Genomic DNA, 24,443 nt, shown 5'->3' with positions numbered 1-24,443 from the left:
GCATGTCCAACTACGTCGTGGCTCGATGCGCGGACATCGCCGAGGGCGAGCGGGTCATCGTCGACATCGACGGCCGTTCGGTCGGCGTGTTCAACGTCGGTGGCCGCTTCTACGCGTTCCTCAACCACTGCCCACATCAGGGCGCCGAGCTGTGTCGCGGTGACATCGTCGGAGCGATGAGCTCGCGCCGGCCGGGGGAGTACGAGTACGCACCCGACCGCAAGTACCTGACCTGTCCGTGGCACGGCTGGGAGTTCGACATCGAGACCGGGCAGTCCTACTTCGATCCCGGGCGCACCCGGATCCGCCCGTACCGGGTCGCAGTGGAGGCCGGCCGCGACGTGCTGGCTGGCCAGGACGGGGCCGGGGACGTGGGGGCCGACGGCCGACGGCCCGGCCCCTATGTCGCCGACACGCTCACCGTCCGGGTCGAGGACGACTACGTCGTGGTCGAGACGCGTCGATGACCCCGCCGACCATCCGGCAGTCGAGTGCGTCACGCGACCTGAGCGGTCAGGTCGCGCTGGTGACCGGAGCAGCCGGCGGAATCGGACGGGCCACCGCCGACCTGCTTGCCGAACGCGGCGCCTCGCTCGCCCTGCTCGACCGCGACGCCGACGCGGTGAAGGTCCTGGCGGAGCGATTCGATGAAGCGGGCACACCGGTGTGTGGCCTCGTGGCCGACGTCGGCGTGGAGGAGCAGGTCCGCGCCGCCGTGCGGTCGGCCTTCGACCGCTTCGGGCGGATCGACGTCCTGGTCAACAACGCTGGCCACTCGGCTCCCGCGGCACCGCTGTGGGAGATCCATCCTGCGGTGTTCGAATCGGTCCTGCGGGTGCATCTGACCGGGACCTACCTGCTCTGCCGCGAGGTGATCCCGCACATGCTGCGGGCCGGCTACGGACGCGTGGTCAACGTGGCCAGCGTGGCCGGTAAGGAAGGTAACGCCGGGAGCGGCCCGTACTCGGCCGCCAAGGCCGGCATGATCGGGCTCACCAAGTCGTTGGGCAAGGAGCTTGCCACCAGCGGGGTGCTGGTCAACGCCGTCACACCGACGATCGTCGAGACCCCGCTGGTCGCCGCCGCCGAGCCCGAGCACATCGCCGGACTCGTCGCGAAGATCCCGATGGGGCGGGTCGGTCGGCCGGCGGAGATCGCCGAGCTGATCGCATGGCTGAGCTCGCCGCGGTGCTCGTTCTCCACCGCGGCCGTGTTCGACGCGAGTGGGGGCAGATCAACCTACTGATCGTTCCCGCCTTTGCCGGATCCGGCGCGGTGGCGGGGCATTTGGTCTGCTCGTTCGCAGAACTGGTTGTTGCGTGGATATCGCGCCTTCTCCGCTGCCAGGGTGGGGTCGGCAACTGCGAGTAACGGCTCGCCAACGTGGATTGGCACCTCACTGTCGTCCGGGCCAGTCATAACCCCGCGCTTGATCGCGTTCGAGACCGCGATCGCCGAGATCGTGCACTCGGGGGTGACCGCCACCGAGAAGCTGCGTGAGGTGCGGGCGGCTGATGACACTGTCGCCGCGCACGCGAAGGTCCGTCTCCGGGACGCCCACGGTGCGGTCCGGGCGCTGACCCGTCACCTCCATGTGTCCTGCGAGTTGGAGTGGTCCGTGCAGGACATCTCGGGCGCCGACGTGAAGGTCAAGCTCCTCGAAGTGAACTGACTGGATCATGCAACGACGCAGCCTGGGGGCTGGTAGAGGTCGGCCGCCCAGGGCTGGTGCGGCTGCTGACGTAGACGGCCGCCGAGCTGCCACCACCGCCGGCCTTCAGGCCTCGAAGTCAACGATGCCGCGGATGATGGTTCCCGCGTGCATGTCCCGGTAGCCCTGGGCGACCTGGTCCAGCGTGTACGTCTTGGTGATCATTTCGTTCAGTTTCAGCCGCCCGGCGGCGTACATCTGGGTCAGCCACGGAATGCTGGTGAACGGGCTCGTCTGTCCGAAAAGCGCCCCGACCAGTCGTTTCTGGGACATGGTCAGCTCGAGAAGGTTGATCGGGACATCGGAGACCCCGGCCGGGCCGGCGCCGGTCGCTACGACGACGCCGGACTTGCGTACCGCGGCCAGCGCTTGGCCGACGTGCTCGGCCGTGGTGACCCCGACGGTCACGATCACCGCGTCGGGCCCCTGGCCGTTGGTGACGTGACGGGTCATGTCGAGGGCTTCAGCCATGTTCGCGGCGGCGTGCGTGGCGCCGAACTCCATCGCGCTCTCGCGCTTGAACGGGACCGGGTCCACCGCGATCACGGTGGTTGCGCCGGCGTGCGCCGCGCCCTGCACGGCGCTGGTGCCGATCCCGCCGACCCCCATCACGATGACGGTCTGTCCGGGCCGGACGTCGGCGGCGTTGACGGCTGAGCCCCATCCCGTCCCCACCCCGCAACCGAGCAGGCACAGCGGCTTGAGGGGGACGTCCTTCGGCACCTTCACCGCCGAGTTCACGCTCACCGTGGTGAACTCGCTGAAGGTCGAGATACCCGACATCTGCCCGACCGGCGCGCCGTCGAGTGACATCCGGAAGCTCGTCGGGTCGTCGAACCGCGCACCGTTGAGCATGGTCGCGCCCAAGTCACAGATGTTCTGTTTGCCCTCGGCGCACCAGCGGCACCGCCCGCAGGCCGGGACGAAGGTGAACACGACATGGTCCCCGACTTCCCAGCCCGGAGTGTGTGACCCGACCTCGGTCACCACCCCGGCGCCCTCGTGGCCTCCGCACAGAGGGTAGATCCCGTACGGGATGTCGCCGGTGGCCATGTGGTCGTCGGAGTGGCACAGGCCGGAGGCGACGAGCTTGACGGTGAGCTCGCCCGTACGTGGCCCCTCGAGGTCGAGGTCCACCGGCTCGAACGACCCTGGCGCGTTACGCAGGATGGAAGCGTGAGTTTTCATATCGACCCCTATCGGTCTTCGTCGGTCGTCGTACAGCGGTTCCCGCGGCATCAGGCTCCGGTCGCCGGGGCGGTCGACGCTCGCCTGGGCGGATGGCTCGTCGACTGCGAAGCACTGTCGTCGTGCGCCAGGTCACTCTGCCGAGACATTCGCGAATCTGCCCGGACAAACATCGGAAGAACACATAAGCAGGCCGTTCACCCCTCGACGCGATTGTCGGCGTGGTGGGCAGTAGAGGGCTTCGCTTGGCGGCGGATCGAACCACGGTGGGTGTGGTCGGTGCGGCGGTTCCGCGGCTCACCGGCAAGTGGTCGAGCGGACGGTCGCTCAGCGCTGATTGAACCGGGCGGGTCGCTTCTGTAGGAACGCGTCGAGCCCCTCGGCGACATCGGGGCCGGGTTGCAACGCGGCGTGTGCCCAGTAGTTGGTTGACAGCGTGGCGGCGAGGTCGACCTGCCAGCTGGCGCGCAGGGACTGTTTGCTCGCCTGTACCGCTCGCCAGGACTTCGCCGCGATCCGCTCGGCCAGGGCGATGGCATCCGGGAGCAAGCGCTCAGGTTCGACCACTCGGTTGACCAGCCCGAGTTGGGCTGCGTGGGCGGCGTCGACGACGTCGCCGGTCAACACCAGCTCGGCCGCCACGCCGGAGCCGACCAAGCGGGGCAGGAACCAGGTCCCGCCGTTCCCCGGCGGGAGACCGAGGTTGATGTAGGTATGGCCGAACTTCGCCGCCGTGGAGGCGAGGCGGATATCGCAGGCCAGCGCCAGGTCCATGCCTCCCGCGGTAGCGCCGCCGTTGATCGCGGCGATGAGTGGAAGACGTGAGGACACCATCTGCTCGATCACCGGGAAGATCACCCTGGCGTTGTACGGTTCCCCGGTCTTCGGCATCTTGTGCTCGAGGTGCTCGCGCATGGTCTTGAGGTCGGCACCGGCCGAGAACTGCTTCCCGGCGCCGGTGAGCACCACCGCGCGGACCGCGGAGTCGGCGTCCAGCCGGGAGAAGGTCTCCACCAGGTCCTGGGCCATCTCGGGGACCACGCCGTTGCCGCGATCGGGGCGGTCCAGGGTGACCTGTACGACGCCGTCGGCGACCGTCTCGGTGGTGAGGGTGTGCTGGCGGGATGGGGTCATCACTACGTCCATTGTCCGGTAGGGGGCACGGCGAGAAGATGAGTCACGTCGCCGGCCTTGATGTTGCAAGCCAGAGGCGTTCGACCGGTTGCTTGACGGCGCCGGCGGTCTGGTCAGCGATGTGGGCCGGGTGGGCCGTGGCGGTTGGACCTGCGTCCGTTGGACCACGAGGGAGGCCGCAATCGGGGCCGGCCCCCGTCACCAGGCCGACAACCTGTCCGAGCTGTAGCGCTAGCCGGTGACCTGGCCATGGCGGTCGACGGCCAGATCGGTGGAGGCCGAGCCTGTCGGAGTCCCGTCGAGACGGTTGCCGTAGGTCTCCCGCGTCAACGTGATGCACATCAGGCCCAGCAGGCTGAGCCCGATGATGTACACCGCGATCGGCCAGTACGCCCCGGTCCCCGCATAGAGCGCGGCACAGATCACCGGTGCGGTACCACCGGCGATCGTGGTCGAGAGCTGGTAGGACAGCGACGCCCCGGAGTAGCGCAGCCGGGTCTCGAACAGCTCGGAGAACAGCGCCGCGATCGGCCCGGCCAGAAACCCGAGACTGATCTGAACCGCGAACGCGGCGACGGCGAAGAGCCAGATGCTGCCGGTGTTCATCAACCAGAAGTACGGGAAGGCGATCAGAGCCATGATCACGCAGCCGGTCGCGATCATGGGACGACGCCCGATCCGGTCGGACCACCAGCCGGAGGCGAGCTTGATCGCGATGCCGAGGGCCGACACGACCGCGACCACGTTCAGGACCTCGTTCTTCGAGAAGCCGATCTCGGATGTCGCATAGGAGACCGTCCAGGTGGCGGCGATGTAGAAGATCGCAGTCCCGGGAGCGAGTGCGCCGGCGGCGAGCAGCACGGCTCGCGGGTGGGTGCGCAGCACCTCCCACACCGGCAACCTGCTCGGCGCCTGCTTCTGCTCCTGCGCCTGGCGGAACACCGGAGACTCCTCGACCGAGGAGCGGATCACCAGCCCGACCACGATCAGCACACCGCTGAGCAGGAACGGGATCCGCCACCCCCACGCGAGCAGCTGCTCCTCCGTGCACACGGCCGTGACCAGGGAGAACACTCCCGCCGAGAGCATCGTGCCGAGCGGGACGCCGACAATCGGTGCCGTCCCGTAGAGCCCGCGACGGCCGGTGGGTGCGTGCTCGGTCGCGACCAGCGCCGCGCCGCCCCACTCGCCGCCGACGCCGATGCCCTGCACCAGACGCATCACGACCAGTAGCACCGGGGCCCAGATGCCGATGCTCGCGTGGGTGGGCAGCAGACCGATCAGTACGGTCGCCACGCCCATCAGCAGCAGGCTCGCGACGAGCACCGGCTTGCGCCCGACCCGGTCCCCGAAGTGTCCGAACAGGATCGTGCCGAAGGGTCGGGCGAGGAACCCGACGCCGAACCCGGCGAACGCGGCCAGGGTGCCGGCGGCGGGGGACAGGTCGGGGAAGAACAGCTCGTTGAACACCAGCGCCGAGGCCGTGCCGAAGATGAAGTAGTCGTACCACTCCACCGTGGTGCCGACGACGCTGGCAAGTGCAGCACGGCGCCGCACTCGGGCGGGCAAGGTGGCTGCGCCGGTGGGATCGGACAAGGGGAACTCCTTTGTTCCGGCCGCGTCGGCACGCTGGCCGAGGGCTTCGTTCGGCGTGCTCAACCCCGTGGCGATCGCGAGGGGCCGGGCGGTGGCCTGTGCGCCGAGCCGTGCGGACATCAGCGCTACGAAGATGAGATCACGAATGACCGAATGACAAAAGGGTTGACCTTTTAAGTTTTTGGTTGCAGGCTCTCTGCGTCGCCATCTCGGCGGCACACGCGGCGATCCGGCTGGGCGTCGCAGCCCGGAGGTGCCCATGGAGGCTGCTCGGCACTTGCGCCGCGGGCTGCTGCTCGACGCGCTGTGCGGATCGTCCGGCGACCTGGTGACCGTGACCGGATGTTCGGCACTGGAGGGATCCGCGCCCTGCGCACCCCGATGGCCGGGCCTGGCGGGATCCACGATGAGAGGCGGGACCGATGAAGGCGCAACGACGCGCGAGAGTCTCAGCAGGCCGATGGACGGTGCTGGTTGGAGCGCTGACGACCGTGGCACTGGCTGCCGGCTGCGGGTCCGGACCGGAGATGCCGTCCGGGGCAGGCACCTCGGACCCGGCGACGGCGGGCCTGTACGCGGCGGCCGCGGCCGAGCCCCCGTTGGTGCTCTACAGCTCGCAGAACCCTGAGCTGATCGAGGCGACGGTGGCCGCGTTCAGCGAGGTGTACCCCGACGTCGATGTGCAACCCGTTCGGCTCGCCTCCGGCACCCTCACCACCCGGTATGCGGCCGAACGCTCGGCACAGGTGTGCAGCGCCGGCGCGGTGATCGCCGCCGACCCCGAGCTGATCCGCGAGGGCACTTCCCGCGGCTGGTTCGCCCCGCTGGAGGCCGGGCGGATCCCGGAGATTGCGCGCTGGCCGCGGGAGGCGGTGGTGATGGGCCGCGCGGCCCGGATCAGCGTGATCCCGGCCGCGATCGCCACGAACACCACGGCGGTCCCGGAGGCGTCGGCGCCTGCGGATCCCCGCGCTCTGCTCGACCCGGCGCTGCGCGGGCGGATCGTGCTCACCGACCCGCGCAGTACGCCCGGCTGGATGTCGCTGATGAACATGCTGCGCGAGCAGTACGGTGACGAGTTCCTGCGCCGGCTGGCCGGCCAGGAGCTGCGCGTCGCCGACAGCTCGGTGCCCGCCACCCAGCAGGCCGCCGCCGGCGAACGCGCCGTCGCCTTCCCGACGATCCTCTCGGTCGTCGAGCCGCTGGCCGAGCAGGGTGCGCCGCTGACCACCCGGGTGATCTCGGACGGACCGACCACCGGGGTCGAGCAGTTCGTGTCGGTCTCCGACTGCGGGCAGACCCGCAACGCGGCCGCGCTGTACGCCAACTTCCTGCTCACCCCGGCCGGCCAGACGGCGGTCAACGGCACTGTCGCCGCGTCCCCGCGCCGGGACCTGCCGGGCATGCTCCCGCTGCCCGCCGGCTACCGCTCGCCGGAGCCGACCAGCCCCCAGGATCAGCGCCGGATCCTCGACCTGCTGGGGCTGACGTGACCGCCCGCGCGCCCGCCAGGGCCACTGCAGAGCACACCGGCACCGACCCAGGCGAGCCCTCAACCGCAGAGATCGTCGTGCGCGGGGTGACCAAGACGTTCACCCGGCGTGGCGGCGCCGACGTGCCCGCCGTCGACGACCTGGACCTCGACATCGGCCACGGCGAGTTCCTGGTGCTGCTGGGACCGAGCGGATGCGGCAAGACGACCCTGCTGCGCTGCCTGGCCGGTCTGGAAACCCCGTCCCGTGGGGAGATCACCATCGGCGGCCGGGCCGTGTTCCGCGCGGGGCGCGGAGCTCGGGTCGACGTGGCGCCGGAGGCCCGGCCGGTGAGCATGATGTTCCAGTCCTATGCGTTGTGGCCGCACATGACCGCACTGGCCAACGTCGCCTACCCGCTGGAGAACCGGCGAGGCGGGCGGCGCGAGGCCCGGGCGGCCGCGGACCGGGCACTGGCCCTGGTCGGGGTCCCCGAGCTGGCCGAGCAGTACCCCGGTCAGATGAGCGGGGGGCAGCAGCAGCGGATCGCGCTGGCCCGTGCCCTGGTCGCGGGGCAGGACGTGGTGCTGTTCGACGAGCCGCTGTCCAACGTCGACGCCAAGGTCCGGGACCAGCTGCGCTTCGAGTTGCTCGCGCTGCAGCGCCGGCTCGGCTTCACCGCCGTCTACGTCACCCACGACCAACACGAGGCGATGAGCCTGGCGACCCGGATCGCCGTCCTGCACGCGGGGCGGATCGAACAGCTGGGCACGCCCGAGGAGATCTACAACCGTCCGGCCAGCGGGTACGTGGCTCGCTTCGTCGGTGTGTCCAACGAGCTCACCGGTCAGGCGCTCGACCCGACGACCGTGCAGACCGATATCGGGGAGGTGACCGCCCGCGTCCCCACGGCGCTGGTCGGGCATCCGGTACTGCTCGCGTCCCGGCCGGAACGGTGGCGGATCGTGACCGGGACGCCGGACGAACCGAACACCTGGCCCGCGACAGTGGATCTGGCGGTGTTCGTGGGCAGCCGTAGCGAGTACATGCTCGGCGTCGGTGACGGCACCCGTCTCGCGGTGTGGGACAGCGGCGCCACCTCCCACACGACAGGATCTCGCTGCCGGGTCACGATCGATCCCGCCGACGTGCGGGTGCTACCCGTCGACGAGGGCGCCGACGAGGGTTCGTCGTGGTCGTAACCGCGCGTCCAGCCACTCCGCCCGCGACGCCCGCCGTCCCGCCCGCCCGGCGAGGGCTGTTCGGCCCCGGCTCGGCCCTGCTGGTGACCGCAGTCGTGGCACTGGTGCTCGGTCCGCCCATGGTGATGGTGGCCGGGCTCGGAAGCGGCGTCGGACAGGCCGTCAGCGCCGCGGTGGCCCTGCCCGGCCTCGGGACCATGCTGCTCAACACCGTGATCGCGCTCGTGATCAGTACAGGGTGTGCGGTCGTGCTCGGTTGCCTGTTCGCCTGGCTGGACGAGCGCACCGACGCCCATCTCGGTTGGGTCAGCCGGATCCTGCCGGTGGTCCCGCTGCTGGTTCCCCCGATCGCCGGGGCCATCGGGTGGGCGCTGCTCGCCTCACCGAATGCCGGGTTCCTCAACGGCGCGATCCGGGCCGCTGCCGGGTTGGTCGGGATCGAAATCACCTCCGGCCCGCTGGACGTGTTCAGCTGGCCCGGTCTGGTGTTCGTCTACACGCTCTATCTCGTGCCGCACGTCTACCTGACGGTGGCGGCTGCGCTGCGCAATCTCGACCCGGCGATGGAGGAGGCCGCCCGGGTCGGCGGCGCCGGCCCGGCACGGGTGTTGCGGACGGTGACCCTGCCGTCGGTGCGTCCGGCGATCCTCGGCGGTGCCCTGCTGGCCGGGGTGTTCGGGCTCGCGCTGTACTCGGTGCCGGTGATCCTGGGGACGCAGGCCCGGATCGAGGTGCTGGCCGTCACCGTGGTGCGCCTGCTGACCGCCGAGTTCCCGCCGCGCACCGACGTGGCGATCGTTCTCGGCCTGGTGCTGTTCCTGGCCGTGACGGCCCTCTACCTGGCCCAGGTCGCGGTGCTGCGGCGGTCCCGGTTCGCGACGATCTCGGGCCGCGCCGCGCGCGGGACCCGGCTTCGGCTCGGACGCTGGCGCGCTCCGAGCCGCGCGCTCCTGCTCGGCTACCTGCTGGTGACGGCCGTGCTGCCGTTCCTGGGGCTGCTGGTGGTCTCGCTGCAGCCGTTCTGGTCCGCGAACATCCGGTTCTCGGCGCTGCAGCTCGACGCGTTCAGTGAAGTGCTGGTCGGGCGCCGGCTTACCCGCGACGCGCTGGTGAACAGCGTGTTGTTGGGGCTGGTCGCGGCGACCGCGGCCGTGCTGGGCGCCGCGGTGATCGCCTACGCGGCCCGGACCTACCTACGCGGGACGCTCCGCACGCTGGTCAACGGGATCACCAAGCTGCCCGGCACGATGTCGCACATCGTGGTGGCGCTGGCGTTCGTCGCCGCGCTTGCCGGGCCGCCGTTCGGCCTGGCCGGGACCGTAATGCTGCTGTTCCTGGCTTACGTCGTGCTGTACCTGCCGCAGGCCTCGGTCTCGGCCGAGTCCGCGTTGGCCCAGGTTGGGGACCCACTCGCCGAGGCGTCACGGGTCTGCGGCGCTCCGCCCGGTCGCACCTTCCGCCGGGTCGTCCTGCCGCTGATGACGCCGGGGCTCGCCGCGGGATGGGCGCTCGTTTTCGTGCTGGTCTCCGGTGACATCACGGCCTCCGTGATGCTCGCCGGTACCACCAACCCGGTGGTCGGGTCGGTGACGCTGGACCTGTGGACCAACGGGACCTACCCGCAACTGGCCGCGCTCTCAGTGGTCGTCACCGCAGTATCGGCCGCGGTGGTGCTGGTCTCGATGCGTCTGACGCGCGGGGGCGGGCGTGCACCGAGCAGGAGACGCGGGTGACGCCGTGATGGGGCGCTGTGCGCAGGTGGCAGCGCGTGGGGCCTGCTCGCCACCGCGGCCATTCGACGGCCGTCGGGTCGGCGTGGTGGCTCGCCGCGCGGTTGTCGGGACCCGGCCGACGGATGCGACGCGCCCGGCCCGCTGCTCCTGGGGCACACCGACGACTGTGCATCGACCCGCTGGGGCGAACGGCCGACCGAGTCGCGTCGCGGTACTGCGCCGCACCGCACCGGCGCGCTCTCGGTGGGCGGGAGGGCACCGAGATAGCGGCTCGGTGGACCATGACTGGTATGTCCCCCGATTCGGCCACTCCCTCCGACGACCAGCCGCCCGGCAGCACGCCGTCCGGAGGGGGTCCGCCGGCCGACCGCCGTGATGCGACGCCGTCCGGCCGCACCTCGCCCGGGATCGGCCGGGTGCAGGTGCGCCGCGGCCCCGAGGTCTTTGCCGACGAGCTGCGGGACCGGATCCTCTCCGGCGCGGTTCCCCCCGGATCGATGCTTCCGGCCGAGCGCGAGCTCGCCGAGGACGCCGGGCTGTCACGGTCGGCGGTGCGCGAGGCGCTCGGCACGCTGTCGATGGAGGGACTGCTCTACGCCAAGCTCGGCCGAGGCGGCGGCTACGTCGTGCAGCGGCCGCCGCGCGAGGCTGTCGTCCGTCACATGGACCTGTTCATCCGTGGTCGTGGCCTGCAGACCACGTCGCTGATCGAGGTGCGGGACCTGCTCGAACCGCGCTGCGCGACCCTGGCCGCGGGGGCCCGGACAGACGAGCAAGTGCAGAAACTGCAGGAGCTGACGGCGACGATGTCCGAGTTGGTCGAGAACATCCCGCGCTTCCTGGACCTCAACGTCGAGTGGCACGTGTCGATCGCGGAGGCTAGCGGCAACGAGATCCTCGCCGCGACGATGAGCGCGATCGCCCCGAACATCCGCGCCGCCATCGACATCGAGCGCTACCAGTCGCCGGACGCGCTCCGTGCGGCCCAACAGTTCCACGAACGCATTCTCGACGCGATCAGCAAGCAGGACCAAAAGGCGGCCGGTGGGCTGATGCAGCGGCATATTGATGCCGCGACATCGGCGTTGTTCGACTGACCCCGTACGCGATGAAGCGCCCCGGGAGTGGTGGAGGCTCTGATTCCACGGGAAGGTGGAGATCGTGCCGGCACCGAGGAAGTTCAGCGACGAGATGCGCGAGCGGGCCAAGCGGATGGTCCGGGAAGCACGCCGACAGGAGCCCGGGCTGTCGGTCAACGCGGCGTGTAAGCGGATCGGTCCGCAGTTGGGGGTCCTGCCCGACACACTGCGCGGCTGGTGCCGCCAGTCCGATATCGACGACGGCCTGGCCCCGGGTGTGACCACGGCGGAGTCCGATGAGCTCAAGCGGCTGCGGCAGGAGAACGCCGAGCTGCGGCGGGCGAATGAGATCTTGAAGACGGCGTCGGCGTTTTTCGCGGCGGCGGAGCTCGACCGCCGTATCCGCTGATCGTGGCCTACATCGATCAACACAAGGGCCGTTTCGGGGTCGAGCCGATCTGCGATGCCCTTCGCGCACAGGGCATCGCGGTCGCCGCGAGCGGCTACTACGCCCACAAGAACAGGGGCCGTCGCGGCGGGCGCTGCACGACGCGGCGCTGGCCGAGACGATCGAGGCCACCTTCTTCGACCGGGACAAGGGCCGCGGCCTCTACGGAGCCCGCAAGATGTGGCACCAGTTGCGCCGCGATGGCGTCACCGGCCAGGGCGGCGGGCCGGTCGCGCGCTGCACCGTGGAACGGCTGATGCGCGAGCTCGGGCTGCGCGGGGTGCGCCGCGGCCAGCCGGTGATCACCACCCGGCCCGACCAGCAGGCCGGGCGCGCCCCGGACCTGGTCGACCGGGACTTCACCGCGCAGCAACCGAACCAGCTCTGGGTGGTCGACCTGACCTACGTGCCGACCTGGTCGGGGACGGTGTTCACCGCGTTCGTCTCCGACGTGTACTCCCGGCGGATCGTGGGGTGGCGCTGCGCGGCTCGGATGCCCACCGAGCTCCCCCTTGACGCCTTGGCGATGGCGCTGTGGACCCGTGAAAACGCAGGCCAGACCACTGATGGCCGTCTTGAGGGGTTGATCCACCACTCGGATGCCGGAAGTCAATACACGGCCATTCGCTACGGCGACCGGCTCGTCCAGGCCGGTGCGCTGGCCTCGATCGGCTCGATCGGTGACTCCTACGACTGTGAGACTGCTGTTCGTCGCCCGGTCGGTCTGACCCGTGCTTACGACTGGCCCTCTCGGTGCCCTGGCGTTGATCTGTCGGCTGCCCGGGCGACACCGCCACAGATGGCGCGCCGAGCGGGCAGTGACCTCATAGGAGCCTGATCTGAGCAGGTCCCATCACAGTCCTGTCCGCCCGCCCGGCGCGCTGTCGACCACGCTTCCGGGAAGGACCGCAGTCAACAGTGAGCATCCCGCAGGAGAACCGTCGGCGCATCGTCGTCGGAGTCGACACCCACAAGCACAACCACGTCGCAGTCGCGCTCGACCAGGTCGGCGCTGTGCTGGGCTCGACCACGATCAGCGTCAATCGCGCCGGCTACGTGCAGCTGAGCGACTGGGCCGTCGGGCTCGCCGCCGAGTACGACAGCGGACAGGTGCTGTTCGGGGTCGAGGGCACCGGCTCCTACGGCGCCGGGCTGGCCTTCGTTCCTGCGGCGGGCGGGCGACCAGGTCGTCGAGGTCAATCGAGGCGACCGCACCGTGCGACACCTACGCGGCAAGAACGACACCATCGACGCCGAGACCGCCGCCCGCAGCGTCCTGTCCGGCACAGCAACCGCCACCCCGAAGACCGGTGATGGCACCGTCGAGATGATCCGCCAGATCAAGATCGCGAAGGACACCGCGACCAAGGCCCGCACCCAGGCGATCGTCACCCTCAAGACCATCCTCGTGAACGCACCCTCCGAGCTGCGCGAGGCTCTCGAGCCCTTCAACGACCGCGAGCTCCTCGATGCCTGCCGCGCCCTGCGCTACGAGACCATGGACAGTCCCGAAGCCGCAGCCCGCTACACCCTTCGCGCACTGGCCGATCGCCACCGCAGCCTCGACTTCGAGGCGCGCCGCCACGAGCGTGTCCTCGACACTCTCGTTGACCGCGCAGCACCGCAGCTGACCGGCCAGTTCGGGATCGCCGCGGACTCCGCAGCGGAGATGCTGATCGTGGTCGGTGACAACCCCGAACGCATTCACAGCGAGGCCGCCCTGGCCAAGCTCTGCGGCGCCTGCCCCATCCCCGCGAGCTCCGGCAAGACCACCCGCCACCGGCTCAACCGAGGCGGGCACCGCCAGGCCAACGCCGCCCTACACCGGATCCTCGTCGTCCGCATGCGCTCCCACCAGCCGACGATCGCCTACGTCGCGCGACGGGCGAAGGAAGGCCGGACGACGAAGGAGATCCTGCGCTGCCTCAAGCGCCACCTGATCCGCGAGATCTATCGGATTCTGGTGGCTCCACACAAAACACCGGAATTGGCTCTCGTCGCTTGACGACTATAGGAGCATCAACGCCATGGCCGAGTCGTTGATCGGGCTCTACAAGTCCGAATGCGTCCGCCGGGACGGGCCGCTGCGCACCGTCGATGACCTCGAACTCGTGACCGCGTCCTGGGTGCACTGGTTCAACACCCGCAGGCTGCACTCCATGATCGGCAACATCCCGCCGGTCGAGTACGAACACAACTACTACGCTCACCAACCAGCCCGAGAAGAACCCAGCTCGGGAGAACCCAGCCTCCACTGAACCCGGGGCGCTTCACCCACCCCGCACCGGAGGCTCTCCCCGATCAAGACGACACGCCGTCGTCAACAACCTCCGGGGTCACAACACCTAGTCGCTCTCAGTAGATGGTGGAGGCATCGTTATAGGCGCTCTTGTAGGTGTGGGGAGTGGGGTCCGGCTGCGGCGTGCCCAAGGCTCCAGACGCGCAAGAGTCTGAGGCTCGACCAGTACGCCATCGCGGATTTGGTCGCGACGCGCGGACAGTGCTCGTTCCCCAGGTAGCCGCACCGCTGCGCCAGCCGCGCCGGGGTCGTTACGAATGGTCGTGACCAGGTGGGTAACCTCATCGAGAAAGGCATCCGAGCCGCAGAACCGGGCAGGGTCGATCACTTGCAGAAAGACTCCCTGTCCGAATCTGCCCGGGTGGGTTCGACGGCCGTAGCCGGGCAGGGCGATCGAAAGCGCTTCCGACATCAGGCCGAAGCCGAACCCCTTGTAGCCGAAGTCTGTCTGGCCCAGAGATTGGATCGTTCCGGGCGGGTCCGCTCGGAGGACGGTCGGATCGTCTGTCGGGAGACCGGCGGCGTCGAGCAACCACTCTCCGGGGAGGCGTTCGCCGTGTGCGGCGTAGTCGTCGAACAGGGCGTTGCTTCCCACAGACGTGCATTGATCGATCAGGATCGGGTCGTTCCATGTCGGAATTCCCATCGCAATGGGATTGGTAGTGATCACTCCCTGGGTGCCACCGGGAGCCGCGACCGAGGCCACTCCGGGGTTGGTCGCGGTGAGGGTGACCAGGAGCCCGCGGGCGGTGAAGGGAAGCAAGTAGCTCTGCAGACATCCGATATGGGAGCAGTTGGCGATGGTCACCGTGACGACCGCGTGGTCCGTGATGCGGTCGAGTGCGAGAGCGGTCGCCTCTCCCATCACCCATGCTCCCGGGAGGCGATTCGCCTGCCAGGCGATGGCGGCCCGGTCGTCGTGCAGCGTCTCGAGCGCGCCCGCACTGCCGATGTGGCCGCCGCTGATCCGGTCGAGGTACGTGCTGAGAAAGGACAGGCCATGGGTTCGGTGTCCGAGCAGGTCACCGTCGATCATGCGGGCGGTCATCGCTGCGGCGTGATCGTTGTCGATGCCGGCAGCCCGCAGAAGCGCTTCGGCGAAACGCGTCAGGTCGGAAGCGGCATAGCGGGTGGTGCCGACGGAGGTGTCGGTGCTCATGGTGTTTCTCCCGTGGCGGCCGCGGTCAGCCCGCGACGATGAGCGACACGGCATCGGCGAAACCGTGGTAGCAGGCGAAGAGGGTGAAGCCGAGCAGGACGACCAACACAGCGTTCTCCCACCACCGATTGCGGCGGGTGCCCATCATCGATGTCCGGTTGAGTACGACGAGCAGTACGACCACCGTCAGCACCAGCATGGGCGCCTGGAAGGTCACCAGGGCGACCGTCAGGGCGGCGAACCCGGGTGCCCACGGCAAGGACCAGACCAGCGCGCTCAGCCCCACCGCGAGGAACAGCCGGTAGAGCCCGCCCCGGGTGTCCACCGGTGCCTCGATGTTGTCACGAGCGGCGTTGCGCGCGGTGCGGAAGGACTGGACAGCGAGCTTGCTGATGCTGAACAGCACACCGGCCGCGGTCGTCCATGTCGCCGCCAGAAGGCCGAAGTAGAAGATGTAGGTGCCGACCGGGCCGATCGCTCCACCGAGCGCGCCGGCGATCTGCCGGTCGGTGGTCGCGGGTGGCCCTCCGTGTAGTACCTCGGCCCCGACGATCCACATCATGACGCCGAGGAACGCGACCGCGACGGTGCCGAACAGCAGATCCAGCTGCTGCTTGCGGCGGTGCTGCGGTGTCGTCCAGCCCTTTTCCTCCATCATCTGGGGATAGATCAGGTTCGCCAGGGATCCCACACTGGCCATCACGAGGCTCAGCAGTAGCAGCCCGGAGCTGAACAAGCCCACGTCTGGGGGCAGCTCGAACCCGACCAGACCGCTCGCCAGCGCCGGCCAGTCGACGCCCACCAGCGCGACGGCGACGACGAAGGCCAGGCTCAGCACCGCGAGGATGATCTTGAAGGCGGTCTCCAGGGTGGAGTACACCCCGCGTCCCACCAGGATCACGATGGTCAGCACGCCGAGGACGGCGCCCCAGAACCTGTTGATGGTGCCGCCGGTGAGGGCCTCCAGCGAGGTGCCGACGCCGCTCAGCATGAACGCCATGTTGATGTAGCAGTACAGCAGCAGAGCTGCGCCGAACACGTAGCCCAGCGCCGGTCGAAGCCGCACGATGCCGCGGACGATGCTCGTGTCGCCGTGCACGTTGAACAACGGGTAGCGGGCGATCGTGGACACGAGGAAGAACCGGAAGACCAGTGAGAGCGGGATGACCCACAGCAGTGCGTAGCCGTAGTTGCCGCCGGCCACGGTGTTCTCGACGAGATCGCCTGCGCCGACCCACGTCAGAGCGACGACGAGTCCCGGACCGACGGTCTTGAGATGCCCCAGCAGGCGACCGGCGCGGCCGGTCCGCACGGACTCCGTGCCGTTCGCCTCCGTGGTGGGCGGGGTGAGTTCTGACATGGTGACCTCCGAGTGACGTCGTTGTCGACGGGGCGCCTGCCGGGCGATGTTCGTGCCGGGTCAGCCGGTCGCGGTGCCCGAGGCGGTCACCGGTGCCGTTGTGCGGGAGGGCGAGACGTACTTGAGGAGGCTGCAGGCCAGGAGCGCGACGATGCAGCAGGCTGCGACGACGATCAGGCCGCCGGAGACGCTTCCGGTGCGTTCCTGAACCTGCCCCATCATCGTCGGGGCGACGAAGCCGCCGAGGTTGCCGACGGAGTTGATCAGGGCGAGGCCGGGCGCGGCGAGGGCCCCGACGAGGTATTGCTGCGGGATCACGTAGAACGACGATGCGGCGACCTTGAAGCCGACGGTGGCCACGATGAGCATGACGACGGCCAGCACCGGAGCGGTGATCGCCGCCGCCACCAGGCCCACGGCCGCGAGCACGAAGCCGGCCCCGAGGACCGTGCGCCGCAGATCGGTTGCGTCGGAGATGCGGCCCGCGGCGAGAATGGCGAAGAACGCCACCGCGAACGGCACGACCGCGATGACACCGATCATGAACTCGCTGAGGCCTCCGATGTCGCGCACGAAGCTGGGCAGCCAGAAGGTCACCGAGTACTGGGCGAGTTGGGCGGCGAAGTAGACGAAACAGAACAGCAGCATCTGCGGGTCGCGGAGCATGGACCAGCGCGACGGAGCCTTCTCCTGCTTCGTGGCGAGGCGCTCGGCCTCCTCGGCCTGCAACTTCGTGGTGAGAGCGTCCTTCTCCTGCTCGCTCAGCCAGTCGGCGTCGCGGGGCTGGGACTCGAGGCGGAACCAGACCAGGACGCCGATCAGGATCGCGGCGAGGCCCTCGATGAGGAACATCCACTGCCAACCGCGCAGACCGAGCACGTCGTGCATGCCGAGCAGCACACCGGACATCGGACCCGCGATGACGGCGGCGATGGTCGAGGCCGAGTACAGGGCGGCGTTCGCGCGTCCACGGGTGGCGTTGGGAAACCACTGGGTGAAGAAGAAGATCACTCCGGCGAAGAAGCCGGCCTCTGCGGCTCCCAGAGCGAGCCGGAGTGCGTAGAAGATCCACTCGTTGTGGGCGAACATCATGGCCGCCGAAACCAGACCCCAGCTGACCATGATCCGGGTGAGCCAGAACTTGGCGCCGTAGCGTTCGAGCAGGATATTGCTCGGCACCTCGAAGATCGCGTAGGTGATGAAGAACAGGCCTGCGCCGAGACCGAAGGCTCCGGCGCCGATGCCCGAGTCGGCCTCGAGGGCGTCCTTGGCGAAGCCGATGTTGACCCGGTCGATGTAGTTCGCGACGAACATGATCATCACGAGTGGGACGAGCCTGCGGAACGCCTTGCGGGTGGCGGACTCGAGCGCCTGGGACTCCGGCGCAGGGACCGCCTCTGCGGAGTGCTGCATTGCACCTGCCTCGCTGAAGGGGAGGGGCGGTGGCCCGCGACGCGCGGGCCCACCGGAAATGGGTCAGTCGGTGACGGTGACCGTGGCGGTGGCTCGCTTGGTCACCAGCTCGTCGTCGTAGGTCACGCCGATCCCAGGGCCGGAGGGCACGGGAAGGGTGCCGTCAGCGGCGATGGAGGTATAGCCGTCGGTGTAGCCACAGGTGTAGATCTCCGGCGATGGGTCGTCCAGGTGCGGTGAGACGTTGGCGACCTCGTAGAGCGAGGTCGCCTGCATGGCGGCGACCAGGTGTCGGTGGATGGGGCCCGGGCCGTGTACCTCGACGTTCACCCCGAGCGACTCGGCGAACTTGATCGTCTTGAGGCAGCCGGTGATGCCGAGGTCGTAGTGGGCGTCGACGCGGAGCAGGTCGGTGCCCCCGGCGAGCAGGAAGTCGGCCTTGGCCTCGGGGCCCGGGACGTGCTCGGTCTGCAGGATCGGGATGTCGAGCGCGTCGCGCAGCTGCTTGTGCTGGAAGGCTCCGATGCCGAGCGGCCGCAGGGGGTCCTCGTACCAGCGGAACCCCGCTTCCTGACACGCCTTGCCCACGAAGATCGCATCCGAGACCGAATCGAAGACACACGCGGGGTCGAGCATGAGGTCGGCGCGCTCGCCCAGGGTGGCGCGCATGTGCGCGACGTTCTCGGCTTCCTCCCACTTGTCGCCCTCGTGCCAGCTATGCATCTTGAACCCGGTCCAGCCCAGCTCACGTAGGGACCCGAAGAAGGCTGCCACCTCCTCTTTCGTGCTGAGGCTTCCCGCCCGATCAGAGTTCACCGAGGAGGCATAGGCCCGGACCCGCTCCCGGCCGCCCCCGAGAAGCTCGGTCAACGAGGCGCCGTAGACCTTGCCCGCCAGGTCCCACAGCGCGTTGTCCAACAGGCACAAGCCGTAGGAGTGGGCGGGGCGGGACAGCCGCCGGCCGGTGCGCAGGATCTGCTCGCGGGCGTGCCAGGGACGGCCGATGGCGATCCTGGCCACGTCGGCGGCCTGCTGTGCGGCACCGGTCGGTGCGTGGTTGGCGTACTCGCCGACGTGGCCGTCGGTGGTGTGCACGCGGACCATCACGACGGCGCGCTTGCCGGTGACGCCGGGCTGGTAGTACCAGGAACCGCCGCGGACGTCGACGTCGAAGGTGCGGGTGTAGCCGGGGGTGTCGACGTCGAACTGGACGACCTCGACCTTGTCGATGAGCGTGCTCACGTGGATTTCCTCTCGTGCCGCCCTGCTGTGCGCAGGCGGCGTCGACCGGGCGGCGGCGGCATGCCCGGCTGGATGCAACGGTCGGAACGGGTGGGTCAGGAAGGGAGGACGAGCGCTCCGTCCACCCGGCGGGGAACCGAGACGGTGCCGTCGCGCAGCTCCTCAGGCAGCACGTGCTCCGGAGCGGCCTGCCAGGCCATGGGGCGCAGGAAGCGGCGGATCGCCGTGGTCCCGACGGAGGTGTGGAAGCTGTCGGTCGAGGGCCACGGGCCTCCGTGGTGCTGCGCCCATGACACGGCGACACCGGTGGGGAAGCCGTCGAAGAGCAGCCGTCCGGTCCGCTCCCGGAGCACCGCGGCGGCGGCGTCCCGCTCCGCGTCGGCAGAGCTGCCGCCGTGCACACTGGCGACGAGAGATCCGGGAAGGCGGCGCAGCAGGGTCGCGAGCTCATCGGGCCGGTAGCGCACGACCACGGCCAGCGGCCCGAAGACCTCGTCGAGCAGAGCGTCGTCGAGCCGGTCGGTGACCAGGACGGCGGGACGCGCGGCGAATCCCTGCCCGTCCGGGGTGGTCCCGACGATCGGGTCGTAGCGGGTCAGACCGGCGAGAGCTTTAGCGTAGGAGTCGCTGATCCCGCGGTTGAGCAGTACCGGCGGCGCGACCTCGGCGAGGGATTCCCGCACGGCCTCGATCACCGCGTCGCCGGCCGCATCCGCCGGGACCAGGACGAGGCCGGGTTTGGTGCAGAACTGGCCGCCGCCCAGGGTGAACGAACCGACCAGGCCGGAGCCGATGTCCGAGGCGCGCTCCGCTGCCGCGATCGAGGTGACCAGGAGCGGGTTCACGCTGCCGAGCTCGCCGTAGAACGGGATCGGGTCCGGACGCTGGGCGATGAGGCGCTTCAACGCCGAGGCGCCCGCGTGCCCGCCGGTGAACGAGACCGCCGTGACGTGCGGGTCGCCGACCAGTGCCTCCCCTGCCCCGCGACCGAACACGACCGCGACGGTGCCCGCCGGCGCGCCGGCGTCGGCCGCCGCCCCGGCGAGGATCTCGCCGCACAGGGCCGAGGTCAGCGGGTGGCTGCCGTGCGCCTTCACCACCACGGCGCAGCCCGCCGCCAGCGCCGCCGCGGTGTCGCCTCCCGGCACCGAGAAGGCCAGCGGGAAGTTGCTCGCGCCGAACACCGCGACCGGCCCGGCCGGGACCAGCATCCGGCGCAGGTCGGGGCGCGGTCCCATCGGCGTGTCACCGGCGTGGTCGATGGTCGCCTCGAGGTAGGAGCCTTCCCGGAGAACGTCGGCGAAGAGCCGGAGCTGGTATGCGGTACGTGTCAGCTCGCCGTTGAGCCGGTCCGGGCCGAGGGCGGTCTCCCGGTCGGCGGTCGCGACGACGTCCTCGCGCCGCTGTTCCAGGGCGTCGGCCATGGTGGTGAGCAGCCCTGCGCGGAACCCCCGGCCGGCGGCGTCGAGCTCGCGGGACGCGGCGGCCGCTGCCGAGCAGGCGGCGGCGACGTCGGCCGGGTCGGTCTCGTGCAGGTCCGTGCTCGTCGACATCCCGCTCCGCGGGTCCACGGTGGTGACTGCGGCGCTCATCGGACACCCCACGCCGCGAGAATCTTCTCGACGTCGCCACGCGCGTCGGCGTCGAGCCGTGATGCCGGTGGCCGGACGTCGGGGCGGCCGTATCCGATCTGGTGCAAGGCCTCCTTGATGACGCTGACGTTGTCGGCGTTGTCGTGGGCGGCGCGAAGGTACTCGAAGTCCCGGACGGTGTCCCAGATCTGCATCGCCGCCGGGAAGTCACCCGCGGCGAGGGCCCGGTGCATCCCCAGCGACAGCTCGGGTACGACAGCGACCAGGCCCGAGGTGAAGCCCGTGGCGCCGGCGGAGGCGTAGGACGGCGCCGACAGCTCGGCGAGCCCGGCGATCCAGGTGAACCGGTCCAGCCCTGCGCGACGAGCCACGGCGGCGAAGTGCGCTGGGTCGGGGATCGCGTACTTGACGGCCACCACGTTGGGAGCGGCGTCGGCGAGTTCACCGAAGTCGCTCGCAGCGATCCGTGTGTTGCGGACGTAGGGGATCACCGCCACTTCCGGCACTGCGGTGGCGATGGCGCGGTGGTAGTCGATCCAGCCGCGACGGGACACGTAGGGGTGCACCGGTTGGTGCACCATGACGGCTGCGGCGCCGCGTGACGCGGCATGGCGGGCCGAGTCGACGGCCGTGGTGACGTCGAACCCGACGCCCGCCACGAGGAGAGAGTGCTCTCCGATCGCTGACGCGGTCAGGTCGACTACAGCACGGGTCTCCGCCGGCGTCAGGGTGTAGAACTCGCCGGTATTGCCGTTGGCCGTCAGTACCCGCACCCCGCCGTCGACCATCCGGCCGACGAGACGTTCGAAGGTGGGCGCGTCGATGGTGTCGTCGGCAGTGAACGGTGTCGGCGTGATCGCGACGACATCAGCCAGTCTGGTCCGAATCTCGTCGAAGTCCATGGCGCTCCTCGGTGTGTAGGCAGGGGACATCGCCTCCGGAGCCGATCGGTCCCGGAGGGAAGGTGGTCTCGTGTGAGCCTCAGCCGGCGGTTTGCTCCGCGGGCCCGTTCCGGTCGGTCGGATCTACGGTGCGGCCGAGCCGGGGGAGAACCCGCGCGACGAAGCCCGCGATGTGGTCGCGTAGCGAGTCGGCAGCGCGTGTGCTGTCACCGGCACGAGCGGCATCGAGGATTGCGCGATGCTCGTCTGCCTCGGTGCGCCAGCCACCGGCAGCCCGCCATCCGGACACGCTGACGAGGGCGGTCTGGTCCTTCAGCCCGTCGAGTGTGGCGACCAGCAACGGGTTGCCACAGCCGAGATAGAGCGACCGGTGGAACTCGCGGTTGGCCAGGCTCATCTCGACCTCGTCGCCGGCCTCGCCCGCCCCGAGCGCCCGATCCAACGCGGTCGACGCGGTGTCGAGGTCGCTGCCGCCCGCCACCGTCCGGCGGACGGCCTCGGGCTCGAGCAGGATGCGGAGATCGTAGATCGCGGCGGCCGCGGCACTGTCCAGCTCGCGGACCACCGCACCCTTGTACCGGCTCAGGCTGACCAGCCCGCTCCCGACCAATGTCTTCAGTGCCTCCCGCACGGGCGTCTTGGACATGCCGAGCATCTCCGCGATCTCGGACTCGATCAGCTGCTGACCGGGGCGCAACCGGCCGGTGAGGATGCCGCGCTTCACAACCGACAACGCACGGTCGGTGCGGTTCGCCAGCGGATCGTTGTCCGCGTCGGCCAACGACAGCCGCACGGCGGTCGTGGCATCCATGGGACTGCTCTGCATCGGGCTCCCGTCCTCGACTCTCATATACGAGATATGAAGGACTGTAGGATCCGATGTGGGTGGGGTCAAGAACCGCCCCGTTGCCGACGTGAGCGGAGGGGCCCGTGACAAGAACGGTCGAAGAGGTCGTCGCCTTGTGGGAGGCCGTGGTGCGCTCGGGTGGCGCAGTCGGATTCCCTGCGGACGTACCAGGCCGCGAGATCGAGACAGCAGCCGCCGCCCTGCACGAGGGCACGGTTCAAGGGACGGAGCACATGCTCGTCGAACGAGGAGCTGGGGGACTGCGCGGGCTGGTAGTGCTCAGGCCAGCACAAGGGAACCTGTTCGAGCATCGGGCGGCCGTCACGAAACTGATGGTCGAGCCATCCTGCCAAGGTGCCGGCATCGGTAGTCGCTTGCTCGAGCGCGTCGTCGACAGCGCGCGACAGCGTGGGTTTCTCCAGCTGCGGTTGTCGACGCGCGGCGGCGGGCCGCTGCCCGAGTTCTACTCCCGGCGAGGATGGACTCAAGTCGGTGTATTCCCTCGGGCGCTACAGGTCGCGCCAGGGGTGTTCTGCGATGAACACTGGTTTCACCTGAATCTATAGGTTGATGCCGGAACCGACACACCGACCGCCGCGCCGGAGCGGCCGGGTGGAGCAGCGGCCAGAACGCGGGGAACAGGCCCGACGGGTTCGTTCGAGATCTGCACCGCTGTTTTCGTCTGCGACGTCAGTCGCGGCCTATTTGAGCATGTCTTGACCCCTGGGCGGTCCGCCTTGCACCGGCTGCAGCAACTGGGCGAACGCGCGCTTCGGGTGTCGCGGCGGGGGCTCGGACAGCTTTCACCGGCTGTGCGTGGTCGGCTTGGCACCGCCATGGCCTTCGGACGATGCATGATCAACCGTACCGACTATCGATGATTCAGCCGCCGGCTGTCGACGGCGCGACACCGGCGGGTACACGGCGCTCCGGGCCGAGTGGGGTCTCTCGATCGGCACCATCGGTCTACTCACGTCCATCACCTTCGTCGGCATGATGTTCGGCGCCGTCCTCGGCGGGAGGCTGGCGGACCGCATCGGACGCCGGACGGTCATTCTGAGCTCCGTCGTCTTCTACTCGCTGTTCTCGCTCGCCGCCGCCGCGTCGCCGAACGTGGAGTGGCTCGGGGTGTTCCGCATCCTGACCGGGATCGGCCTGCAGGCCATGACGGGGGTCCTGCTCGTCTTCGTCAGTGAGATGTACCCGCACCTGCGCGGCCGCTACCAGGCGATCCTCCTGGGCCTCGGCTGCATCGGCGTGTCGCTCGTGGCCGGGATCTCGAGCCTGCTGGTGCCGCTCGGCCCGGGCATGTGGCGGTGGGTGATCGGCGTCGGCGCGCTCGGCGTCGTCGGCTGCATCCTCGGACTGCGCATCCTCCCCGAGTCGGTGCGCTGGCAGGTGGACAACGGACGGACGGTCCAGGCGGAGCGGCTGGTGAACCGCCTGGAGGCGAAGGCCCGGCTGAAGATCGGCGGTGCGCTGCCCGACCCGGTCGTGGCCCAGGAGACGGCGCCGGGTGTCCTCGGTGACCTGTTCACCCGGAGGTATCTCGGCCGGCTCGTGGTCCTGTCGATCTGCATGATCTGCTTCATCCTGCTCAACTACGGCTTCAACGGCTGGGTGGCGACGCTGCTGGTCGAGCGCGGGCTCCCCAACGCCGAGGCACTGCGCATCGCGTTCTCCATCTCCCTGGCCAGTGTGCCCGGCGCGTTCCTCGCCTATCCGGTCATCGACCGGTTCGAGCGGCGGGCCGTGGGCGCGGTGAGCATGGTGGTGGTCGCCCTCTCGCTGCTCATCTTCGCCTTCGCGCCCAACGCCACGGTGATGGTCGCCTCCGGCTTCGTGCTGACCGCGAGGAAGGATGCGCAGTGCTCGGCGGTCCAGGTCCAGTGGGTGACGCCGCTGTGGTCGTTTTCGATGTACTCGTCGGCGACGAACTGATGGATTCCGATGCCGTTCGTGGGGTCGGTGTTGGCGTATGTGGCGAACGTCGCGGCGATGGCTTCGCGCGTCGTGCTGCGCTGCCCGAGGACGGGGTCCTCGTGCACGATCGGTCCCTCGGTCGC

General features: G+C 69.5%; 24 protein-coding genes and 1 other annotated feature. Of the genes, 14 read left to right on the top strand and 10 right to left on the bottom strand.

What is annotated here, in order from left to right:
* The first annotated feature begins 2 nt into the window (after positions 1-2).
* From I4I78_RS01045 to I4I78_RS01035, 3 genes are all read left to right on the top strand, one after another.
* Complete coding sequence (locus I4I78_RS01045) at positions 3-467, top strand: Rieske (2Fe-2S) protein (protein WP_218609237.1); 465 nt, start codon at positions 3-5, stop codon at positions 465-467.
* Between the two features lie 59 nt (positions 468-526).
* Positions 527-1,246 (top strand): SDR family NAD(P)-dependent oxidoreductase, encoded by a 720-nt coding sequence (locus I4I78_RS01040; RefSeq protein ID WP_308251835.1) that lies wholly within the window; start codon positions 527-529, stop codon positions 1,244-1,246.
* Positions 1,247-1,429: 183 nt separating this feature from the next.
* Positions 1,430-1,672 (top strand): hypothetical protein, encoded by a 243-nt coding sequence (locus I4I78_RS01035; protein WP_218609235.1) that lies wholly within the window; start codon positions 1,430-1,432, stop codon positions 1,670-1,672.
* 105 nt (positions 1,673-1,777) lie between these two features.
* Here I4I78_RS01035 and I4I78_RS01030 read toward each other — a convergent pair whose 3' ends face one another.
* From I4I78_RS01030 to I4I78_RS01020, 3 genes are all read right to left on the bottom strand, one after another.
* On the bottom strand, positions 1,778-2,950 hold the full coding sequence (locus tag I4I78_RS01030; protein ID WP_374225825.1) for an NDMA-dependent alcohol dehydrogenase: 1,173 nt from the start codon (positions 2,948-2,950) through the stop codon (positions 1,778-1,780).
* Between the two features lie 276 nt (positions 2,951-3,226).
* Positions 3,227-4,033: an enoyl-CoA hydratase/isomerase family protein gene (locus I4I78_RS01025; protein ID WP_226378867.1), complete on the bottom strand. Its 807-nt coding sequence runs from the start codon at positions 4,031-4,033 to the stop codon at positions 3,227-3,229.
* A 231-nt stretch (positions 4,034-4,264) separates the two neighbouring features.
* On the bottom strand, positions 4,265-5,629 hold the full coding sequence (locus tag I4I78_RS01020) for an MFS transporter (RefSeq protein ID WP_226378866.1): 1,365 nt from the start codon (positions 5,627-5,629) through the stop codon (positions 4,265-4,267).
* A 491-nt stretch (positions 5,630-6,120) separates the two neighbouring features.
* Here I4I78_RS01020 and I4I78_RS01015 point away from each other — a divergent pair, with 491 nt between their 5' ends.
* The 9 genes from I4I78_RS01015 to I4I78_RS00975 all read left to right on the top strand — a co-directional run bounded on the left by I4I78_RS01015 (position 6,121) and on the right by I4I78_RS00975 (position 13,821).
* Positions 6,121-7,122: an extracellular solute-binding protein gene (locus I4I78_RS01015; RefSeq protein WP_218609232.1), complete on the top strand. Its 1,002-nt coding sequence runs from the start codon at positions 6,121-6,123 to the stop codon at positions 7,120-7,122.
* Between the two features lie 86 nt (positions 7,123-7,208).
* Entirely contained in the window at positions 7,209-8,303 is a 1,095-nt protein-coding gene (locus I4I78_RS01010) for an ABC transporter ATP-binding protein (RefSeq protein WP_308251834.1), read from the top strand.
* A gap of 83 nt (positions 8,304-8,386) precedes the next feature.
* The gene (locus I4I78_RS01005; RefSeq protein ID WP_218609230.1) at positions 8,387-10,036 is read left to right on the top strand and encodes an iron ABC transporter permease; all 1,650 of its coding nucleotides are present in this window, start codon (positions 8,387-8,389) and stop codon (positions 10,034-10,036) included.
* Between the two features lie 416 nt (positions 10,037-10,452).
* Entirely contained in the window at positions 10,453-11,133 is a 681-nt protein-coding gene (locus I4I78_RS01000; protein ID WP_218609229.1) for a FadR/GntR family transcriptional regulator, read from the top strand.
* Between the two features lie 55 nt (positions 11,134-11,188).
* Positions 11,189-11,524, top strand: coding sequence for a transposase (locus I4I78_RS00995; protein WP_218609228.1), 336 nt, complete (start codon positions 11,189-11,191; stop codon positions 11,522-11,524).
* Positions 11,482-11,613: a sequence feature (AL1L pseudoknot), on the top strand. Its footprint overlaps the gene before it by 43 nt.
* A complete protein-coding gene (locus I4I78_RS00990; RefSeq protein WP_218609265.1) occupies positions 11,574-12,401 on the top strand; it encodes an IS3 family transposase in 828 nt (275 codons plus the stop codon). (Overlaps the previous feature by 40 nt.)
* 80 nt (positions 12,402-12,481) lie before the next feature.
* The gene (locus tag I4I78_RS34095; RefSeq protein WP_218609227.1) at positions 12,482-12,877 is read left to right on the top strand and encodes a transposase; all 396 of its coding nucleotides are present in this window, start codon (positions 12,482-12,484) and stop codon (positions 12,875-12,877) included.
* On the top strand, positions 12,780-13,568 hold the full coding sequence (locus tag I4I78_RS33635; protein WP_308251833.1) for a transposase: 789 nt from the start codon (positions 12,780-12,782) through the stop codon (positions 13,566-13,568). Before I4I78_RS34095 ends, I4I78_RS33635 begins: the two co-directional genes overlap by 98 nt.
* 22 nt (positions 13,569-13,590) lie before the next feature.
* Positions 13,591-13,821, top strand: a complete 231-nt coding sequence (locus I4I78_RS00975) for an integrase core domain-containing protein (protein WP_218609225.1) — start codon at positions 13,591-13,593, stop codon at positions 13,819-13,821.
* An 87-nt stretch (positions 13,822-13,908) separates the two neighbouring features.
* Here I4I78_RS00975 and I4I78_RS00970 read toward each other — a convergent pair whose 3' ends face one another.
* The 7 genes from I4I78_RS00970 to I4I78_RS00940 form a co-directional block, all read right to left on the bottom strand.
* Positions 13,909-15,021 carry an Ldh family oxidoreductase gene (locus tag I4I78_RS00970; RefSeq protein ID WP_218609224.1) on the bottom strand — a complete coding sequence of 371 codons (1,113 nt, stop codon included), beginning with the start codon at positions 15,019-15,021 and terminating at the stop codon, positions 13,909-13,911.
* A 25-nt stretch (positions 15,022-15,046) separates the two neighbouring features.
* Complete coding sequence (locus tag I4I78_RS00965) at positions 15,047-16,381, bottom strand: Nramp family divalent metal transporter (RefSeq protein WP_218609223.1); 1,335 nt, start codon at positions 16,379-16,381, stop codon at positions 15,047-15,049.
* Between the two features lie 60 nt (positions 16,382-16,441).
* Positions 16,442-17,794: an MFS transporter gene (locus tag I4I78_RS00960; protein ID WP_218609222.1), complete on the bottom strand. Its 1,353-nt coding sequence runs from the start codon at positions 17,792-17,794 to the stop codon at positions 16,442-16,444.
* Positions 17,795-17,857: 63 nt separating this feature from the next.
* Positions 17,858-19,036, bottom strand: a complete 1,179-nt coding sequence (locus tag I4I78_RS00955; RefSeq protein ID WP_218609221.1) for an enolase C-terminal domain-like protein — start codon at positions 19,034-19,036, stop codon at positions 17,858-17,860.
* A 95-nt stretch (positions 19,037-19,131) separates the two neighbouring features.
* Positions 19,132-20,628: an aldehyde dehydrogenase family protein gene (locus I4I78_RS00950; RefSeq protein ID WP_218609220.1), complete on the bottom strand. Its 1,497-nt coding sequence runs from the start codon at positions 20,626-20,628 to the stop codon at positions 19,132-19,134.
* Positions 20,625-21,530 carry a dihydrodipicolinate synthase family protein gene (locus I4I78_RS00945; RefSeq protein WP_218609219.1) on the bottom strand — a complete coding sequence of 302 codons (906 nt, stop codon included), beginning with the start codon at positions 21,528-21,530 and terminating at the stop codon, positions 20,625-20,627. The genes I4I78_RS00950 and I4I78_RS00945 overlap by 4 nt, the downstream gene beginning before the upstream one ends.
* A 79-nt stretch (positions 21,531-21,609) precedes the next feature.
* On the bottom strand, positions 21,610-22,341 hold the full coding sequence (locus tag I4I78_RS00940) for a GntR family transcriptional regulator (protein WP_218609218.1): 732 nt from the start codon (positions 22,339-22,341) through the stop codon (positions 21,610-21,612).
* A 119-nt stretch (positions 22,342-22,460) separates the two neighbouring features.
* On the opposite strand from I4I78_RS00940, the gene I4I78_RS00935 reads away from it, so the two are divergent.
* Together I4I78_RS00935 and I4I78_RS00930 are read left to right on the top strand one after the other, a co-directional pair.
* Complete coding sequence (locus tag I4I78_RS00935; protein ID WP_218609217.1) at positions 22,461-22,943, top strand: GNAT family N-acetyltransferase; 483 nt, start codon at positions 22,461-22,463, stop codon at positions 22,941-22,943.
* A 307-nt stretch (positions 22,944-23,250) separates the two neighbouring features.
* Positions 23,251-24,318: an MFS transporter gene (locus I4I78_RS00930; RefSeq protein WP_218609264.1), complete on the top strand. Its 1,068-nt coding sequence runs from the start codon at positions 23,251-23,253 to the stop codon at positions 24,316-24,318.
* Positions 24,319-24,443 lie beyond the last annotated feature (125 nt).

The organism is Pseudonocardia sp. KRD291 (assembly GCF_019263595.1).
Taxonomy (GTDB): Bacteria; Actinomycetota; Actinomycetes; order Mycobacteriales; family Pseudonocardiaceae; genus Pseudonocardia.
The sequence above is the reverse complement of the archived record's forward strand: the minus strand, read 5'-3'. Positions and strand labels throughout refer to the sequence as shown.